The sequence below is a fragment of the Flavobacterium sp. B114r genome, from assembly GCF_056824125.1.
The window spans coordinates 1,636,252-1,654,469 of sequence record NZ_CP124858.1 but is presented as its reverse complement, the minus strand read 5'-3'; the positions used below and the strand labels follow the sequence as shown (position 1 = coordinate 1,654,469).

The 18,218-nt window shown below is 33.0% G+C and carries 17 protein-coding genes; 15 read left to right on the top strand and 2 right to left on the bottom strand.

Going from position 1 to position 18,218, the window contains the following annotated elements; all coding sequences use genetic code 11:
• Positions 1–11: 11 nt before the first annotated feature.
• Positions 12–2,147 carry a polyribonucleotide nucleotidyltransferase gene (locus QLQ94_RS07345; protein ID WP_271336963.1) on the top strand — a complete coding sequence of 712 codons (2,136 nt, stop codon included), beginning with the start codon at positions 12–14 and terminating at the stop codon, positions 2,145–2,147.
• A 153-nt stretch (positions 2,148–2,300) separates the two neighbouring features.
• On the opposite strand, the gene QLQ94_RS07340 is transcribed toward QLQ94_RS07345, so the two are convergent.
• On the bottom strand, positions 2,301–2,903 hold the full coding sequence (locus QLQ94_RS07340; RefSeq protein ID WP_427402158.1) for a CDP-alcohol phosphatidyltransferase family protein: 603 nt from the start codon (positions 2,901–2,903) through the stop codon (positions 2,301–2,303).
• A gap of 3 nt (positions 2,904–2,906) precedes the next feature.
• A complete protein-coding gene (locus tag QLQ94_RS07335; RefSeq protein ID WP_271336962.1) occupies positions 2,907–3,653 on the bottom strand; it encodes an LA_2272 family surface repeat-containing protein in 747 nt (248 codons plus the stop codon).
• 102 nt (positions 3,654–3,755) lie between these two features.
• Here QLQ94_RS07335 and QLQ94_RS07330 point away from each other — a divergent pair, with 102 nt between their 5' ends.
• The 14 genes from QLQ94_RS07330 (at position 3,756) to rpe (ending at position 18,180) form a co-directional block, all read left to right on the top strand.
• Positions 3,756–4,718 carry a hypothetical protein gene (locus tag QLQ94_RS07330; RefSeq protein WP_271336961.1) on the top strand — a complete coding sequence of 321 codons (963 nt, stop codon included), beginning with the start codon at positions 3,756–3,758 and terminating at the stop codon, positions 4,716–4,718.
• A gap of 211 nt (positions 4,719–4,929) precedes the next feature.
• A complete protein-coding gene (locus QLQ94_RS07325) occupies positions 4,930–5,358 on the top strand; it encodes a hypothetical protein (protein WP_271336960.1) in 429 nt (142 codons plus the stop codon).
• A 134-nt stretch (positions 5,359–5,492) separates the two neighbouring features.
• Complete coding sequence (locus QLQ94_RS07320; RefSeq protein ID WP_271336959.1) at positions 5,493–7,223, top strand: tetratricopeptide repeat-containing sensor histidine kinase; 1,731 nt, start codon at positions 5,493–5,495, stop codon at positions 7,221–7,223.
• A 372-nt stretch (positions 7,224–7,595) separates the two neighbouring features.
• Complete coding sequence (locus tag QLQ94_RS07315; protein WP_271336958.1) at positions 7,596–7,736, top strand: hypothetical protein; 141 nt, start codon at positions 7,596–7,598, stop codon at positions 7,734–7,736.
• A gap of 57 nt (positions 7,737–7,793) precedes the next feature.
• The gene (locus QLQ94_RS07310; protein ID WP_271336957.1) at positions 7,794–7,934 is read left to right on the top strand and encodes a hypothetical protein; all 141 of its coding nucleotides are present in this window, start codon (positions 7,794–7,796) and stop codon (positions 7,932–7,934) included.
• A 27-nt stretch (positions 7,935–7,961) separates the two neighbouring features.
• A complete protein-coding gene (locus QLQ94_RS07305) occupies positions 7,962–8,099 on the top strand; it encodes a hypothetical protein (protein ID WP_271336956.1) in 138 nt (45 codons plus the stop codon).
• A 250-nt stretch (positions 8,100–8,349) separates the two neighbouring features.
• A complete protein-coding gene (locus QLQ94_RS07300; protein WP_271336955.1) occupies positions 8,350–9,096 on the top strand; it encodes a LytR/AlgR family response regulator transcription factor in 747 nt (248 codons plus the stop codon).
• A 197-nt stretch (positions 9,097–9,293) separates the two neighbouring features.
• Entirely contained in the window at positions 9,294–9,545 is a 252-nt protein-coding gene (locus QLQ94_RS07295) for a hypothetical protein (protein WP_271336954.1), read from the top strand.
• A gap of 199 nt (positions 9,546–9,744) precedes the next feature.
• A complete protein-coding gene (locus tag QLQ94_RS07290; RefSeq protein WP_271336953.1) occupies positions 9,745–10,464 on the top strand; it encodes a hypothetical protein in 720 nt (239 codons plus the stop codon).
• A gap of 20 nt (positions 10,465–10,484) precedes the next feature.
• Positions 10,485–13,226, top strand: coding sequence for a TonB-dependent receptor (locus QLQ94_RS07285; RefSeq protein WP_271336952.1), 2,742 nt, complete (start codon positions 10,485–10,487; stop codon positions 13,224–13,226).
• Between the two features lie 6 nt (positions 13,227–13,232).
• Positions 13,233–14,456 (top strand): DUF4249 domain-containing protein, encoded by a 1,224-nt coding sequence (locus QLQ94_RS07280; protein WP_427402120.1) that lies wholly within the window; start codon positions 13,233–13,235, stop codon positions 14,454–14,456.
• Positions 14,444–16,180 carry a hypothetical protein gene (locus tag QLQ94_RS07275; protein WP_271336950.1) on the top strand — a complete coding sequence of 579 codons (1,737 nt, stop codon included), beginning with the start codon at positions 14,444–14,446 and terminating at the stop codon, positions 16,178–16,180. Before QLQ94_RS07280 ends, QLQ94_RS07275 begins: the two co-directional genes overlap by 13 nt.
• A gap of 129 nt (positions 16,181–16,309) precedes the next feature.
• Positions 16,310–17,173: a sigma-70 family RNA polymerase sigma factor gene (locus QLQ94_RS07270; protein ID WP_140508168.1), complete on the top strand. Its 864-nt coding sequence runs from the start codon at positions 16,310–16,312 to the stop codon at positions 17,171–17,173.
• 344 nt (positions 17,174–17,517) lie between these two features.
• Positions 17,518–18,180: a ribulose-phosphate 3-epimerase gene (gene rpe / locus QLQ94_RS07265; RefSeq protein ID WP_271336949.1), complete on the top strand. Its 663-nt coding sequence runs from the start codon at positions 17,518–17,520 to the stop codon at positions 18,178–18,180.
• Positions 18,181–18,218: the final 38 nt, after the last annotated feature.

The following is an 18,218-nucleotide window of genomic DNA, read 5'->3' as shown; positions in this document are numbered from 1 at the left end:
AGGAAAAAATTATGATTCCACAATTATTTGTAGAAAGTATCGATTTAGGTGATGGCAGAAGCATCACAATCGAGACAGGACGTTTAGCCAAACAAGCTGATGGTTCTGTAGTAGTAAGAATTGGTAAAACTGTTATTTTAGGAACAGTTGTATCATCAAGAAAAGCAAGTCCGGGTATTGACTTTTTACCGTTAACGGTAGATTACCGCGAGAAATTTGCAGCAGCAGGTCGTTTTCCAGGTGGTTTCTTCAAAAGAGAAGCTCGCCCAAGCGATAGCGAAGTATTAACAATGAGATTAGTTGACCGTGTTTTACGTCCGCTTTTCCCAAGTGATTATCACGCAGAAGTTCAGGTTATGATTCAGTTAATGTCTCATGACGAAGAAGTGATGCCGGATGCATTAGCAGGATTAGCAGCTTCGGCAGCTCTTGCATTGTCTGACATTCCTTTTGAAACTTTAATTTCTGAAGCAAGAGTTGGAAGAATTGACGGTAAATTTATCATCAATCCATCTCGCGCACAATTAGAATTATCTGATATAGATATGATGATTGGAGCTTCGACTGATTCTATCGCAATGGTAGAAGGAGAAATGAAAGAAATCTCAGAAGCTGAAATGTTAGAAGCAATTAAATTTGCTCACGAACATATTAAAAACCAAATTGCTGCTCAAGAACGTTTACAGGCTGCTTTTGGAAAAAAAGAAGTTCGTACTTATGAAACTGAAAAAACTGACGATGCTATTTACGCAAAAGTAAAAGCAGCGGCTTATGATAAAATTTACAACATTGCAAAAGTTGGTTCGGCTAAACACGAACGTTCTGCTGCATTTGATGCTGTAAAAGAGGAAGTAAAAGCATTATTTACAGAAGAAGAATTGGCAGAAAACGGAGATTTAGTTTCTAAATACTTCTACAAAACCAATAAAGAAGCTGTTCGTAACGTAACTTTAGACTTAGGAACTCGTCTTGACGGAAGAAAAACTACAGAAATCAGACCTATCTGGTGTGAAGTAGATTATTTACCATCTGTACACGGTTCTGCATTGTTTACACGTGGAGAAACTCAAGCATTGGCAACTGCAACTTTAGGAACATCCAGAGAAGCAAACCAAATTGATTCACCATCTGAACAAGGAGAAGAAAAATTCTATTTGCACTATAACTTCCCTCCATTTTCTACAGGAGAAGCTCGTCCGTTAAGAGGAACTTCAAGAAGAGAAGTTGGTCACGGAAACTTAGCACAAAGAGCATTGAAAAACATGATCCCTGCTGAAAATCCTTATACAATCAGAGTTGTTTCTGAAGTATTGGAATCAAATGGTTCATCTTCTATGGCTACAGTTTGTGCAGGAACATTAGCATTAATGGATGCTGGTATTCAAATGATTCGCCCAGTTTCTGGAATTGCAATGGGATTAATTACTGATGGTGACCGTTTTGCAGTTTTATCTGATATTTTAGGTGATGAAGATCATTTAGGAGATATGGATTTCAAGGTAACTGGAACTTCTGAAGGTATCACAGCTTGTCAAATGGATATCAAAATTGACGGATTGAAATACGAAATCATGGAGCAGGCTTTGGCTCAGGCTCGTGATGGACGTTTGCATATTTTAGGAAAATTACTTGAAACACTTGCAAAACCAAATGCAGATGTTAAAGCGCATTCTCCAAAAATCATTACCAGAACTATTCCTGGAAACTTTATTGGAGCATTAATTGGACCTGGTGGAAAAGTAATTCAGGAATTACAAAAAGCTACAGGTACAACTATCGTGATCAACGAAGTAAACGAAGAAGGTGTTATCGAAATCTTAGGTACAGATCCTGCTGGAATTGAAGCGGTATTGGCAAAAATCCAATCTATCACTTTCAAACCTCAAATGGGAGAAGCTTACGAAGTTAAAGTAATCAAAATGCTTGATTTTGGAGCTGTAGTAGAATATACTGCTGCACCAGGAAACGAAGTATTGCTTCACGTATCTGAACTTGCTTGGGAACGTACAGAAAATGTTACTGATGTAGTAAACATGGGAGATGTATTCCAGGTGAAATATTTAGGACTTGATCCTAAAACAAGAAAAGAAAAAGTGTCAAGAAAAGCACTTTTACCAAGACCTCCACGTGAGGAGAAAAAAGAGTAATCAGATCTTAGTTTACTAAAGGTTTATTCATAGAAAACCCCAGTTCATTTAGTTGAATTGGGGTTTTTCGTTTTTTATGCCTACTGCTAAATAATTACAACATTACACTCATTTAGTCAAGTTCCAACCATTAATTGAGTAATTATTGAACAATCATCCATTGAACCATTTATGTCTTTTAATTGATTTTCCGTTACGGATTAAATATGCATGATAAGAACTAGGAACGTCATGTGTCCATTTAGGAAGAAAATAGATTATCAGATATACATCAATATGCCCCACTACACCAAAAAAAACAGCCAGAAAAAAAGGAATTCCAGCGTGACCAAAACCAATCATAGAGACAAATGCAAGCAACAATGTTACTCCCCACAATTTAGACAAAAGAGCATGTGTACAGGTTTCTTTTTTGAATTTTAAAAAACTGAAAACATAGGTTAGTCCTTCCATCACAAAAATTAAATAAATAGCATATTTATGTTCTATAATAATTTCGGGATTTAACAACCAGGCGCACCAACCAACACAAAGCCAAAAAACCAAATCGACCTGACTGTCCATCCTTCTTAATTTTTCTGATGACACACCTACTCTTCGCGCAATGATACCATCGAGAATATCGGTTAATAATCCCAATATCATTAGTGCCACTAAAATTAATCTGGCATAAGTAAAATTGTTATTTGCTATCACAATCATCACAAAACCTAGCACTAATCGAATAGCAATAAGTATAAAAGGAACTTTTTTCATCATTTAAAAATTTAAAAAAGGCATTGCCCTTTTGTTATTTACATTCCAAAAACCCAGTTGAAAACCCTTAGAGTCTGATTTATTAAAAACACCAATCTGCAACCCCTTATTAATTCTGGCTTGATTAAAAACTCCTATATGCAAACCGCTCAATTGATACGATCTATTGTAAACACCAATCGCTGAACCTGTCAAATTATTATTTGCACTATACAATCCAATTGAAATTCCGTTTTGCTGATCAGCAATAGTTCCCAAAACAGTAACTGAAAGTCCGTTGAAATTTTTGAATTTGTTTCCAGCAGAAATATTCAGCCCGTTCATACTTGTGGTTGTAAAAAAACACCCGGAACTAACATTTAGACCATTTAATTTTAAATAGGGCGTATAATTCATGTTTTTAATCTTATAATCTTCTTCGGTCGCTTTTACAATCACTTCCTTTTTATAATTTTCGATTATTTTTTCCATATACATTAAACACATAAAAGCATATAAAACTCCTGCTGCCGGCGCCGGATTTGCCTCTATATTTATACCATTAATTGTCTGAGAACTTATGCGTTTATTTTCAACATGTCCAACCCCCAGAACCAATCCGTTTACTTTGTCTGTTTTTTTAGAAATGGGCGAAAGACTAAAAATTCTCGAATGCTGCTCAACAGAATCAATGGCCTGATTTTTAATTGTATCCTGAGCGCGCATTACTCCAAAGACAAATAACAAGAGCACTAAAAATGATGTTTTCATAATTATAGTTTTAAAATTACAGGACAAACCTATTGCAATTATCACATATAATTTTGCAGAAATCAATAATGGTATTTTGTATATTTGCGATTATCGCAAATTATGAAATATCAGGAAACGTTTTTAAAAGCAATCAGAAATAAAATTCAAACCTCAATTTCTCTAATAGATGAAATTGCAACTGTTTTAGAAATCAGTTACGATGCATCGCATCGCAGGATATCGGGAAAAAGTAAATTTTCTATTGATGAAACTATTACGCTGGCGGATCATTTCAATATTTCTCTTGATAATTTATTTTCAAAAAAGGAAAAAGTAATTGTAGAGAAAACAATCGAAATTGAGACACTGAAAGACATGCACCACTATTTCAAAACATCGGCGGAGCAAATTGAACTACTGACTAAAAACCCGCAAACCACACTTTTCTATTCTGCTAAGGATATTCCGTTATTCTATTTTATGGACGGCACTATTTTATCAAAATTTAAAGCTTTCGTATGGTTGAATCTTTTGAATACAAATCAGAATAAAGTTGCCTTTGAAAACTTTGTAATCGAAGAATCTTTTACAGAATACATGCAAAAACTAAAAAATGCCTACGAAAACAGAACGGTAAATGAAATCTGGAACGACACTACGATAAACAGCAGTTTACAGCAAATCTTATACTTCTATGAAGCTGGCTTGCTTAATCTGAAAAATGCCAACGCATTATGCACTGACTTAAAGAGAATCATCAATTTGATTAAAGAAAAATGCAACGACCCCAATAACAACTTCTCTATCTATTATAATGAGCTAATATTACTGAATAATAACATGCTTATAGAAGCAAACGAAAAACTAACGATGTTTGTACCTTATACACTTTTAGGTTACTTTATTACTGATAATGAAGAGAGCTGCAAAAATGTATATCGGTTTTTCAAACAGCAAATCTCCAATTCTAAGCCTTTAGGACAGTCCGGGATTAAAGAACAAAATCTATTCTTTAACAGAGCGATTAGAAAAATAGAGTATTATGTCGAAAAAATAAATGCTCAAGTTGATTTATTTTTTTGAAGCATCTTTTACTAAAAGTTTATTCACACAAACCCCAGTTCATTTAGTTGAATTGGGGTTTTTCGTTTTTATCTTAAAACGGCAATCACAATAAAAAACATTTTTAACAAGAATACAACCAAAAAAAACACACCAAATTCACTCTTTATTCGAAGAAAAAAAATAACTTTAACCCACCAAAAATAAACATATTAACCCTAAAACCCCTTTTATGGAATTTAAAGTTATCCAGATTACCAAAATCAACAACATCGATTTCAAATTCACAGACACAGAGAATCTTACCTTTCCTGTTCCTCCCCTAGCTTCGGCAAACCATTTTTCAGACAATGGCGTAGACACATTAAAAATCTGTGCTACGATCTACATTAATTCTAAAGATTCAAAAACCCCGGTTGTGGGAAGCCTATCAGAAGATGAGAATGTTTTCGAAATTTTTTTCGATTACGATTGGGATGATGCCTCACCAGAAACTTATGATGTTTGGTACGTAGAGATCGACTACACTTCTAAAACCGTTGGAAACATCACAGAAGTTGTTTCTTATTTGAAAAATTTAAATTCAACAACTCATGTTGGAGGTGGTTTAGGAGAAGATCCAAAAATATCTAGAGGCACAAAAACAAGTGCATCAACTTAATATAAAAGAAAGGCATCTCTATCACATTTTCATCATCTGTATATACATTGCAGTAAATATTTGACAATTATTAAGTTTACAATCCATAAATCATAAATACAATTGAACATTATTGATTTTATTAAATACTAATAATGACAAAAAAAATACACACCTTTCTTTTATTGTTTCTTTTTTTACCCTCAATAATTTTCTCTCAACAAGAAAAGAACTCGAAGTATTTTGATATTGCTGTTCAAAAAAAAGCAGCTACCATAAAAAGCGAAAAAAACTTCAGCAAGGCACAGTTTTTTTTTTTAAGAAAAGAATGGGACTCTACATTAGTATATTCTGTAAAACAATTAAACTCTAATACCGATTTAGCAACTAAACAATATTGTCATTATTTCAGAGGGTACTCATTGATGATGAAAGGGCTCTACCAACAATCACGTATTGAATTTGACTTAATAAGTAAATCATTCCAATATTATTATTTAGTTGATAATAATATTGGATTGTTATTTTATTTTGAGAAAAATTTTGAAAAAGCAATTATTTATTTTTTAAAGGCTCAAAAAGAAATATTAAATCATAAAGACGAAACTGAAATAGCCGATTTATACAGAAATATTGGGATCTGTTATTTACACTTAAAACAGTTTGATAAAGCGGAGTTTTATTTAACAAACGATATTTTTTTAAATCCAAAACATATTACAAAAAGTGTTGTACGAGCTAACATAAACATCGCCAATTTCTATTATGCACAATATAAAGACCAACAAGCCATATACTATTTTCAAAAAGCTTATAATTTATCTAAAGACATAAAAGATTTCGACCTTAAACAAACCACAGCCTTCAACATGGCTGTTGTAGAAGAAAATAGAGGCAATTATAAAAAAGCTATAGATTACAGAAAAGAAGCAGAAGATTGGAAGGACTCTCTAAACAACCAAAACAAAATATGGGCAGTCGCTGATTTTGAGAAAAAGTTTACTGTTGCTCAAAAACAAAAACAAATTAAAGTACTAGAAGTCGAGAACAAGCTAAAAGATACTCAACGCAACAGTCTGTTTTTTGCCTCAATAGGCTTACTTTTAATTTTAACCGGAGGCGTTTACTTATACGGTCAAAAAGTAAAAAACGCGAAGACCATTTTACTCCAAAAAAACAAACTCGATGAACTCAATGCTACTAAAGATCAATTGTTCTCTATTGTTAGTCATGATTTGAGATCGTCTGTAAATGCACTAAAAACGAGTAACGCTAAATTATCTGCTACACTCGAAACTAAAAACTATGATGAACTTCATCAACTTATCATCCAGAATAGCACTATTGCCAATGGCGCTTATAGCTTACTAGACAATTTACTGCATTGGGCGATGCTGCAAACGAAACAATTGTATTTTCATAAGGAATCTATTCATTTGTATTCTATCGTTCAGCAAATCGAATACAACTACAAACCTTTGCTTCTGGACAAATCGATTACTTTTGATAATTCGGTTTCGAAAAATATTTTTATTTATGTAGATCTTGATTCCCTAAAGATTGTGCTTAGGAATTTACTAGACAATGCCATTAAATTCTCTAATAGAGATGGAAAAATAAGTTTTTATACTCAGGAAATTAATCCCGATTTCTGCACCCTTATCATTGAGGACAACGGAATTGGAATGAGCCAGCAAACTATTCAAGAATTGCTTACTGAGAACGAATTGTTGGCAAAAAAAGAAAACTCAGAGATTATAGGAACTGGTTTAGGCTTGCAACTATGCAAACAAATGATCCGAAAAAATAGTGGCACGCTAGCCATAGAAAGTCAAATTGGAAAAGGAACTAAAATGATATTGACTTTCCCAAAAACGATTGCTTAAAAATCTTTCTATTGGGCAATCTTTTTTATTTCTCATAACCCGTTCGTTGGGTGTAATTATTTTTAACACATAGAAACATAGAATTATTGAACTTAAAAAAGGCGTTTCACCAGCATTAACACATCCCGATAGCTATCTGGACTATGTGTGAGAAACGAGTTTCTTTTTATTTTACTTTTTTCACAATCATAAATGCTATATTTCTATGGGTGCCAATTAAAATATTTAGGCATTTCACCCAACGGGTTTCTCGTAATAATCTACTAAACAAATCAATAAACTTATTTCACTCTAAATTATCCTACATTTTTTTATGTACTCGCCTTATTTTTTTGTTTATTTTTATTGCTATAATCAAAAAAATAAAATACCATGAAAAACAAAATCACAGCAACGGCAAAAACATCAAACCTAAAAGACTTCACTCCTCTTTCCAGAAAACAACTACAAGTTATTACAGGAGGAGACGATCCTAAAACATCTAGAGGAACAAAGACGAGTGTAAATGATTAATTCAAAAATGATTTAAGACAAATTGAAACATTAGATAACTAAAAAGAATATAAACCTATGAAAAACAAAACCACAGCAATTACAAAAACATCAAACCTAAAAGACTTCACTGCTCTTTCCAGAAAACAATTACAAGTTATCACAGGAGGAGATGATCCAAAACTATCTAGAGGTACAAAGACGAGTGTAGCTGATTAATTTAAAACCAAATCAATAAGACAGACCATGAAAAATAAAACAAACACGGCAAAAACATCGAGCCTTAAAAACTTTACTGCTCTTTCCAGAAAACAATTACAAGTTATTGCGGGAGGGGAAGATCCTAAAACATCTAGAGGTACAAAAACAAGTATATCAGATTAATTCATTGAATTTAAAAAACTAATATTTACAAACCCCAATCTTTCTTTAAATAGAAACATTGGGGTTTCATTTTAGCGCATGCTCTAACATAAATAAGCCTGACTGATCTTAAAAAAAACTATATGTCTTTTTGTTTGAAACAAACATCCTGAAAAAATCCTTTTTTAAACAATCATTTTCTCTATAATAATTCTTTACTTTACTTCTTTAAAATACCACATACCTGCTTGCCTTCCAAAAACAATAAACAATGGATAATATCAATGTATTAATCATAGAAGATACTCCTGAACAAAGTGATGCCCTTATCAAGGTTTTACTTGAAAACAATTATAACGTTGCGGGAGTTGCTGCAAATTTTACAGACGCATTAAAACTTTTTTACGAAAGTCCTGTAGACATTATTATCATCGATGTTTTTCTGGACGGGAAACCAGACGGAATAACTTTTGCAGAATCCATCAATATTATTCCTAATGCTTCGAAACCATTCGTGTTTTTGACCAGTTCGCAAGACCGTCAAATTTTTGAAAGGGCTAAACTCACAAGACCTTTTAGCTTTTTGATGAAACCATTTAATGAACTTGAAATTCTATATGCGATCGAAATGGCTGTAGAAAAATTCTATGCTCAAACAAATGTTTTCATGAGCGAAGAACAAGATACCGTGATTAGCAATGATTACTTGTTTATAAAGAAAAAAAGCTCTCTGAAAAAAGTAGCCTTAAATGACATTATCTATATTGAAGTCGAAGAACGTTATTGCAATATCATTACTGAAAAGGAAAAATTTGTCATTCAGATCTCACTGACTAAAATCAGTAATTTATTAGATAAGAATAAATTCGTAAAAACACACCGCAATACGATTGTCAATACAGATAAAATCGAAGAGATTATTCTGGCAGATAATCTGATTATCCTGAAAGGCGATCATAAAATAAATCTTAGCGATACGTATAAAGATTTTTTAAAGAAAATGAATATTTTATCTTAAAAAACCAATCCGAAAAACATTTCTAAAAATCCTCTCCATCCCGGGAGGATTTTTTGTTTTGAAAGAAATATCCCAATCCAAAAGAAGTTCTCCAGATTTCATGACATAAAAAAAGGCTTTCGTGACATTTTTTATACCAAACGGGGAAATCAAAATTACATTTACCCTTAGAAACCCCAAAATCAAGATAGCCTAAAATGAAAATTGCAATAACCAAACAAGCAGACATGAAAATTTTAGACATTTTAAAAAAAATAAAAGATAATCCGTGGGTTGGTGTTGCGGTTTCATTAACATTAATTATTCCTAGCTTATATGAAATTCTTGATGACGTTACTGTTTTCAGAAAGGAATATATATTATTATTCATTGCATTTCCGATTTATATAAAATCATTAAAAAAAATATTCGATGATATGCTTGATGCATATGATGACTTATCCGAATAAAAAAGTTTGCCCCTTTTTTCGCTAAAAAACACTACAGCTTAATTTTTTTAAGTCTGGGTGTTTTTTTTATTTTAGACCAAGCCCTTATTTTACTCAAAATTCACATTAAAATAACAAATATTAATAAAAATAAATCAAATATTAACATTTTTTTGATATTTTTGGAAAGCTATACCAAAACATTCAAACCACCAATCCTTTGAAAAAACTTCAAAAAAAGTCTCTTTCTTTTATTCTATTTGGAATATTATTAAATACTCCCGCCATTTATTGCCAAACCAGCAATGAAATCACTGCCTACAATTGGTTCGATAAAAACCTTGGTGTAGAATCGCTGGAATTTGAAAACGGACCTGCCCATTTAAACTTTGACAGGGCCATCAGTGGTCACAATCGCTATTATATTTCGCAGGATTTTATAAAAGGAAGCATTCGTTATAACGATCAGGAATATTTTGATTTGCTTCTAAATCTTGACACTTATAGCGATGAACTGGTTCTAAAACCGTATGGTGACCAAAACACCACAAAAATCAATCTTATTAAAAATAACATCAGCTCTTTTAAAATAGGAACTGAAAAATTTGTCAACCTTAAAGAATTTAATTCTGCCATTTTTAGAAAAGGATACTATCAGGAGGTTCCGGCAGGAAATAACATTGTTCTTTATATAAAATATTATAAAGACAGGAAGAAAAACAGCAACCAAGAAATTGATTTAATAGAATTCATACCCAAACATGAATTTATCATACTTAAAGAAGGCAAATTTTACCCCGCCAATGATAAAAAAGAAATCATAGCATTGTTCCCTGACAGCAAAAGAAAAATAAATGATTTCTACCTTACTTATAGAAACTTAAAAAAAGAGAATATTCCGCTATTCACAAAGAATCTTTTAAAATATATCAATAATTAAAATCAGTAGAAATTAGCCAAATGAGAATATTTATCATCTTTTTATTATTTTTCGGTTTTAATCCATTGCTCTATTCACAAGATCAAAAAAACAATATCAACCTTAGTTACAGCAACATCAACAGGATAGATGTTTTAAAAAAAATAGAAGCTTCTACTGATTACAGGTTCTATTTTCAGGACGATTGGTTTGATACGACGATATTAGTGTCAGGAAATTTTTCGAACAAACCGTTCCAGGATGTTTTGACTAAAGTTTTTGAAGATACTGACCTTAACTTCTTTATGGATAAGAACAGGATCATCTTAACAAAAAACAGCATCATTTATAATACGTTTCAGAATACTAAAACAAAGGATATAAATGTCCCGGTGTTTTTTCAGCAATACGACTCGGTTACCAAAAACAAAGCCGAAAAAACAGCTCCAATCGCATTAATCGGTAAGGAAACGATAGATGCTGAGATTGATTTTTATACGCTTTCCGGTCATATAACAGATCTAAAAGATGACAAAAAATTAGGAGATGTAACTGTTAAGGTAAAAAATACGGAAATATCAACGATAACTAATAGTGAAGGATTTTATAGTTTAAAACTTCCGGTAGGTTTGGCTACGATCGAAATTCAGTCGATTTTGTACAATAATACTTCCCGAAAAATAATGATCTATAGTAACGGAACGTTAGATTTTTCTATAATCGAAAAAATAAATCAATTAAAAGAGGTTATTGTAAAAGGAAAGAACAGTCAGAACATCAGAACTGCCATAACAGGCGTTACAACAATTGAAGCCGAGGGCATAAAAACCGTTCCGTTGGTTCTGGGAGAAAGAGATGTACTAAAAATTGCCTTAACCATTCCGGGAATAAAAACGGCTGGAGAAGGTTCTTCAGGATTTAATGTACGAGGCGGAAAAGAAGATCAAAACTTGATGTTGCTGGATAACGGAACCATTTACAATCCTGCTCATCTTTTTGGATTTTTCTCTTCTCTTAATCCCTACACGATAAATAAAGTTGATATTTATAAAGGCGGCATACCATCAGAATTTGGAGGCCGATTGTCTTCTGTTTTTGATATCACTTCTAAAAACGGCAACACTGAAAAATTTTCCGGAGAAGGAGGTATTGGTCCTGTAACGAGTAATCTTACTGCTTCTATTCCTGTTGTAAAAGGAAAAGCGAGTTTGTTAGTGGGCGGAAGAGCCACATACTCTGATTGGATTTTAAAATCATTAGACGATGAGAACCTGAAAAATAGCCAGGCATCATTCTATGATTTATTTGCAAAATACAGTCACAAAATAAATAAAAACAATTCAGTTGAGGCTACGGGTTATTATAGTAAAGACAAATACAGCATAACGCCTGACTCTTTGTACAGGTACAGCAACAGTCTTGTTTCTTTGAAATGGAAACATTCTTTTAACGAGAAAAACAACAGTGAGCTTAATGTGACGAACAGTGAATATAAATTTAGCATTGATTATGAATCAGCGAATCCTGAATCTTTTATTTTTAAATATAAAATAAACGAAACTCAGGCAAGCCTGAAATTCAATAGTGAGTTGAACAGCAAACACAGATTAACTTACGGAATAGCCAGTAAATTATACAAAGTCAATCCGGGAGAAATTAATCCAAACGGAGCATCATCCTTAGTGAATTCTATAAAAATTGACGATGAAAAAGGTCTGGAATCGGCTTTGTTTTTCTCTGACAAATATAAAATCACCGAAAAATTATTGTTAGACATTGGTGCCCGATATTCTTATTATGCAGCTCTTGGCCCTTCTACTCAAAAAATTTATCAAGAGGGCGTTCCCAAAACTCCGTCGACTGTAACAGAAGAAAAAGTTTATGCGAATAATGAAGTCATAAATTCTTCCGGAGGGTTTGAACCCCGAATAGGATTACGTTATATTTTTGATGAAAGCCTGTTCGTTAAAGCCGGTTTTGATAAAAACTATCAATACATTCATCTCCTGACGAACAATACAACCCAATCGCCTACTGACACCTGGAAACTGTCTGACCTGAATGTAAAACCTGAAAGCGGCTTGCAGTATTCTCTGGGGATCTTTAAAAAACTAGACTATAAAGATATTGAGTTGAGCCTGGAGGGTTATTATAAAACATCTAAAAACATATTAGATTATAAGGTGGGTGCAAACATTCTTTTAAATGAAAATTTAGAAACAGAATTATTACAAGGAAATGGTAAGGCGTATGGTATTGAGTTTTTACTAAAAAAATCAACAGGAAGACTTAATGGCTGGATTGGATACACTTATTCCAGAACATTTATAAAACTGGACAGTCAGTTTAATGATGAAAAAGTAAACAATGGTGCTTTCTTTCCAACGAATTTTGATAAACCTCATGATGTGAGTATCGTAATGAATTATAAGATCACTCATCGCTATAGTTTTTCTTCGAATTTTGTTTATCAAACCGGACGTCCAATTACATATCCTATTGGAAAATATACGTATAACGGAGCAGAATACACGATGTATAGTGATCGTAACAGATACAGAATACCGGATTATTACAGATTAGATATTGGATTAAATATTGAGGGGAATCACAAAATAAAAAAACTGGCTCACAGTTTCTGGAATATTTCTGTTTATAATGTATTAGGCCGAAACAATCCGTACTCTATCTTTTTTGTGACTAAAGAAGGCCAGGTAAAAGCCTACCAGACTTCTATTTTCTCGGTGCCGATACCAACTATTACCTATAATTTTAAATTTTAAAAGGTTATGAAAAAAATCTTCCTATATAGATTTCTTGTACTATTAGTTCTTTCTTCGGTATTGGGCTGTACGACACCTTATCAGTATCAGACCAATGGGTTTGAAGATGCTATTGTGATAGAAGCAACAATTACTAATGAATATAAGCATCAGGAAATAAAATTATCCCGAACCTATAAACTTGAAGAAAAAACACCAACCTTCGAGACTAAAGCAACAGTGTTTATAACGGATGATCTTGGCACTAAATATGATTTTCAGGAAACTAAAGATTTGTATGTTTCTTCAGATCAATTTCAGGCAAGTCCGGACAGACAATATCAATTGCATGTTCGCACAAGCAATGGAAGATCTTATGTTTCGACTACAGAAAAATTGCCGCAACAAACCCAGATTAACAGTTTAGAATCTAAAGCGGTAACAAAAAATGGTGAACTTGGTGTCGAAATTACCGTAAACAGTGCAGATCCTACCAATAAATCAAGATATTACAGGTACGAATACGAAGAAACCTATAGGGTTGTTGCCCCTAAATGGTATTATCAAAAAGCTGTTCCGGTTCTTTTTACTCCCGGTACAAAACCAAGAGGAAAAGTCGTTTTTGAAGACAGAACCTCAGAAGCCCGAATTTGTTATTTAAGCCAGAAATCAAATGAATTAATCTTAACAAATACCAACCAGCTGAGCGAGGACAGAGTAATTAATTTTCCTGTGAGATTCATTAGCAGTAAAGATCCTATTATCAGAAGCAGATATAGCATATTAGTCAAACAATATGTTCAGAGTCTTGCTGCTCATACTTTCTTTGAAACATTGAAAGAAATATCAAATAACGGAAGTATTTTATCACAAACCCAGCCCGGTTTCTTTTACGGAAACATTAATCCGGTTGACAACCCCGGAGAAAAAGTAATTGGTTATTTTGAGGTATCTTCTTATTCAGAAAAGAGATTATTTTTCAATTTTATTGATGTTCTTCCCGGGCAGTTTATCCCAAAATATCAGTATGATTGTCCGGCTCCAATTCCTGTAGCAGATAAGGACAGCTATATTTATAAATATTGCTTTGATGAACCGCCTTGCCAAGGAGATGTAATTCTAAACTTATTGGCAAGCGGACTAAGAACATACTTTCCTGACGAAAGCGGAGACTATATATTATATCCTATAGAATGCGGAGACTGCACTTCATTTTCATCAAATATAAAACCATTATTTTGGATAGATTAAAATACATATTACTCGTAGCTCTGGCAATTAGTTTACAGCAAAGTTCGTTTGCTCAAAAAACCAATTCTATTACTGAACTCAATGAGATAGACAAAACGCTAAACGAGTCGCTTTATATCAGCACAAATGCTAATGCGTATCTTACGGGAGAAACTTTATTGTACAAGGTTTTCTGTATCGACAAATCAACAAATCAAGTTTCGAAATACAGCAAGATTGCCTACCTACAACTGATCGACAGCAATAAAAAAACCGTTTTTACTCATAAGTTATTTCTTGAAGACGGCACGGCTAATAGTGATTTTTTTATTCCTACAACGCTCGAAACAGGAAACTATAAACTAATTGGTTATACCAATTGGATGCTAAACAAAAGAGCTGCGGAATATTGCAATATCGATCTCTATATTGTAAATCCCTATAAAGAAAAAGTAACAAACACAATTTCTCAGAAAGAATCAAATCTTTCAGAAAATGCAACTGATGAAAATATATCTTTTGACTTAACAAGCAAAACATATACAAACAGGGATTTAATAGCTTTTAAAATAAAAACAAATTCTGATGATTTTACCAAGGGCAACTATAGCCTTTCAATAAAAAAAGCGGATGGTTTTTTATCTCAAAACAAAACCAACTTCAAAGAATTGCAAATAAGCAATCTCAATAAAAACTCTGATAATGCAATACACAATACCAATTATATTCTACCGGAATTACGTGGTGAAATAATTTCAGGAAAAATATCCTCCGCCAGTTCAGACACTAAAAATAAAAAAGTTGCCCTGTCTATAGTAGGCAAAAATTATGTTTTAAAATTAACCAAAACTGATGCTGAAAGCAGATTCATTTTTAATCTGGGAAAATCCAATACCGGTTCAAATCTCGTTGTTCAAATCATCGAAGACAACAAACAGGATTATACTATTGAAATAGACAAACCAAAAGATCTCGATTTCTCAAGCCTGACATTCCCTACTCTTTCCTTCAATTCAGAATTCAAACAAAACATTTCCGAAAGGTTAATCGCGAGTCAAATAGAGAATGCTTATTACAACATCAAAAAAGACAGCATATTATCTTCAAACGATACGATTCCTTTTTACAGTAATTTATCAAAAGAATACAAACTAGATGATTATACAAGATTTCCAACGGTACAGGAAACTATAACTGAGGTTGTCTACGGTACGTACTATACAAAGAACAAAAACAACTATGCGATTCATGTTTACGACTTCGACCAAAATTACGAATCTGAGCTGCCTCCACTAATCATTGTTGACGGATTAATAATAGAAGACCTGAATGAACTCTTTGCCTATAATCCTAAAAATATTTATAAAATCAATGTTGTAAAAGGAATCTACTATTATGGCTCAAAATCTTTTAATGGTGTGGTTGCGTTTACTACCAAAAACGGAGATTATGAAACAAAACTTAAAGGAAGTTTTATCATAAGACCGGAGCTTTTGAGACCTCAGTCTAAAAAAGAATATTTCAGTCCTGATTATGCCACTCCTAAAAATGCCAGAATTCCTGATTACAGACATCAGTTATTATGGTTGCCAAAAGTAGATTTAAGTGCCGCTGATTCAAAAATAAAGTTTTACGCATCTGATGTTTCAGGTAAATTCGAAATAATTTTAGAAGGATTTTCGTCCACCGGAAAACCCGTTTTCATCAAAGAAATCATCGATATAAAGGGCTCAAGCCTGAATTAGAACTTTAACAATTCTCAAATAAGAGCTTTCTTTTTATTAGAAAAATAAAAAAATAAAAAATATTGTAACCTTTTCGCATCTCTTTACGTATAACTACTTGTACACTTAAAAATTGAGGAGACAAAAAACATGAGACAACTTAAAATCACCAAGCAGGTAACCAATCGTGAAACTGCATCGTTAGACAAATACCTACAAGAAATTGGAAAAGTTGACCTAATTACCGCTGATGAAGAGGTAGAATTAGCACAAAGAATAAAGGCTGGTGATCAAAAAGCTTTAGAAAAATTAACAAAAGCCAACCTGCGTTTCGTTGTATCGGTTGCTAAACAATATCAAAATCAAGGATTAACTCTTCCGGATTTAATTAATGAAGGAAACTTAGGTTTGATCAAAGCTGCTCAGCGTTTTGATGAAACTCGTGGTTTCAAATTCATCTCTTATGCTGTATGGTGGATTCGTCAATCGATCCTTCAGGCTTTGGCTGAACAATCCCGTATTGTTCGTTTACCATTAAACAAAATTGGTTCTATCAATAAAATTAACAAGATGTATGCTTTATTAGAGCAATCTAACGAGCGTCCGCCTTCTGCTGAAGAAATTGCAAAAGAACTTGACATGACTGTAAATGACGTAAAAGAGTCTATGAAAAACTCCGGTCGTCACTTATCAATGGATGCACCTCTTGTTGAAGGTGAAGATTCTAACCTTTATGACGTTTTACGTTCTGGAGAATCTCCAAACCCGGACAGAGAGTTAATTCACGAATCATTACGTACTGAAATCGAGCGCTCATTAGAAACATTAACTCCAAGAGAGGCAGATGTTGTTCGTTTGTATTTTGGTCTTGGCGATCAGCACCCAATGACTTTAGAAGAAATTGGAGAAACTTTCGACCTTACTCGTGAGCGTGTTCGTCAGATTAAAGAAAAAGCAATCCGTAGATTAAAACATACTTCAAGAAGTAAAATTCTTAAAACTTACTTAGGATAAAAAATATTTGTTTCAGGTTTCAGGTTTCAGGCTACTTTGAGTAACTTGAAACTTAAAACTTGGAATTTTTTTAACGCAAACAACAGTTTGATTGACTGTTCGTTTTTTGATTGATGATTGAAACTCCGGCTGATTACCGGAGTTTTTTATTGTGTTTATTTTAACCATTAACATATTAAGCTTCATAAAGTTAAATTATCAATGAATTTAAAATAAGCTAATTAAGCAAACTAAACTTAATTAGCTTAATCTCTTAATGGTTCATAAAAAATGAAATCTAATTTCATTGTAAACAAAAACTAAAGTCTTACTTTTGCAAAAATAACACTACACACAACTACACAATGAAGAATACACTTATTGCTCCTTCTGTTCTTGCAGCTGATTTTGCCAATTTACAACGTGATATCGAAATGATCAATAACAGTCAGGCTGATTGGTTTCATATTGATATTATGGATGGTGTTTTTGTTCCTAATATTTCTTTTGGAATGCCGGTTTTAGAAGCAATTTCAAGACATGCAAAAAAAACAATCGACGTTCATTTGATGATTGTTGATCCGGACAGATATATCAAAACTTTTGCAGATTTAGGTGCAAATAACCTAACTGTTCATTATGAAGCGTGTACTCACCTTCACAGAACTCTTCAGGCAATCAAAGCAGAAGGAATGAAAGCCGGAGTAGCGATTAATCCTCATACTAATATTGATTTGCTGGAAGACGTAATAAACGATATTGACTTAGTTTGCATTATGAGCGTGAATCCAGGTTTTGGAGGACAATCATTTATAGAAAACACTTATGATAAAGTTAAAAAGCTAAAAGCTTTAATTACCCGCAAAAATGCTTCTACAATTATCGAAATTGATGGTGGTGTAACGAGCAAAAATGCCAAACAATTGGTAGAAGCCGGTGCTGATGTATTAGTTGCAGGAAGCTTTGTTTTTAAAGCAGAGAATCCAACTCAGACTATTGCAGAATTAAAAGCTTTGACTGCTTTCTAAGCTCAAAACTGATAAAAATAACAGAAGCCGAAGAGTAA

What these genes read in the sequence shown, in the direction of transcription:
- QLQ94_RS07330 (WP_271336961.1), top strand. Translation starts at nt 3,756, where the DNA reads ATGAAATATCAGGAAACGTTTTTAAAAGCAATCAGAAATAAAATTCAA.
- QLQ94_RS07345 (WP_271336963.1), top strand. Translation starts at nt 12, where the DNA reads ATGATTCCACAATTATTTGTAGAAAGTATCGATTTAGGTGATGGCAGA.
- QLQ94_RS07325 (WP_271336960.1), top strand. Translation starts at nt 4,930, where the DNA reads ATGGAATTTAAAGTTATCCAGATTACCAAAATCAACAACATCGATTTC.
- QLQ94_RS07320 (WP_271336959.1), top strand. Translation starts at nt 5,493, where the DNA reads ATGACAAAAAAAATACACACCTTTCTTTTATTGTTTCTTTTTTTACCC.
- QLQ94_RS07315 (WP_271336958.1), top strand. Translation starts at nt 7,596, where the DNA reads ATGAAAAACAAAATCACAGCAACGGCAAAAACATCAAACCTAAAAGAC.
- rpe (WP_271336949.1), top strand. Translation starts at nt 17,518, where the DNA reads ATGAAGAATACACTTATTGCTCCTTCTGTTCTTGCAGCTGATTTTGCC.
- QLQ94_RS07310 (WP_271336957.1), top strand. Translation starts at nt 7,794, where the DNA reads ATGAAAAACAAAACCACAGCAATTACAAAAACATCAAACCTAAAAGAC.
- QLQ94_RS07295 (WP_271336954.1), top strand. Translation starts at nt 9,294, where the DNA reads ATGAAAATTGCAATAACCAAACAAGCAGACATGAAAATTTTAGACATT.
- QLQ94_RS07340 (WP_427402158.1), bottom strand. Translation starts at nt 2,903, where the DNA reads ATGAAAAAAGTTCCTTTTATACTTATTGCTATTCGATTAGTGCTAGGT.
- QLQ94_RS07285 (WP_271336952.1), top strand. Translation starts at nt 10,485, where the DNA reads ATGAGAATATTTATCATCTTTTTATTATTTTTCGGTTTTAATCCATTG.
- QLQ94_RS07280 (WP_427402120.1), top strand. Translation starts at nt 13,233, where the DNA reads ATGAAAAAAATCTTCCTATATAGATTTCTTGTACTATTAGTTCTTTCT.
- QLQ94_RS07300 (WP_271336955.1), top strand. Translation starts at nt 8,350, where the DNA reads ATGGATAATATCAATGTATTAATCATAGAAGATACTCCTGAACAAAGT.
- QLQ94_RS07335 (WP_271336962.1), bottom strand. Translation starts at nt 3,653, where the DNA reads ATGAAAACATCATTTTTAGTGCTCTTGTTATTTGTCTTTGGAGTAATG.
- QLQ94_RS07270 (WP_140508168.1), top strand. Translation starts at nt 16,310, where the DNA reads ATGAGACAACTTAAAATCACCAAGCAGGTAACCAATCGTGAAACTGCA.
- QLQ94_RS07305 (WP_271336956.1), top strand. Translation starts at nt 7,962, where the DNA reads ATGAAAAATAAAACAAACACGGCAAAAACATCGAGCCTTAAAAACTTT.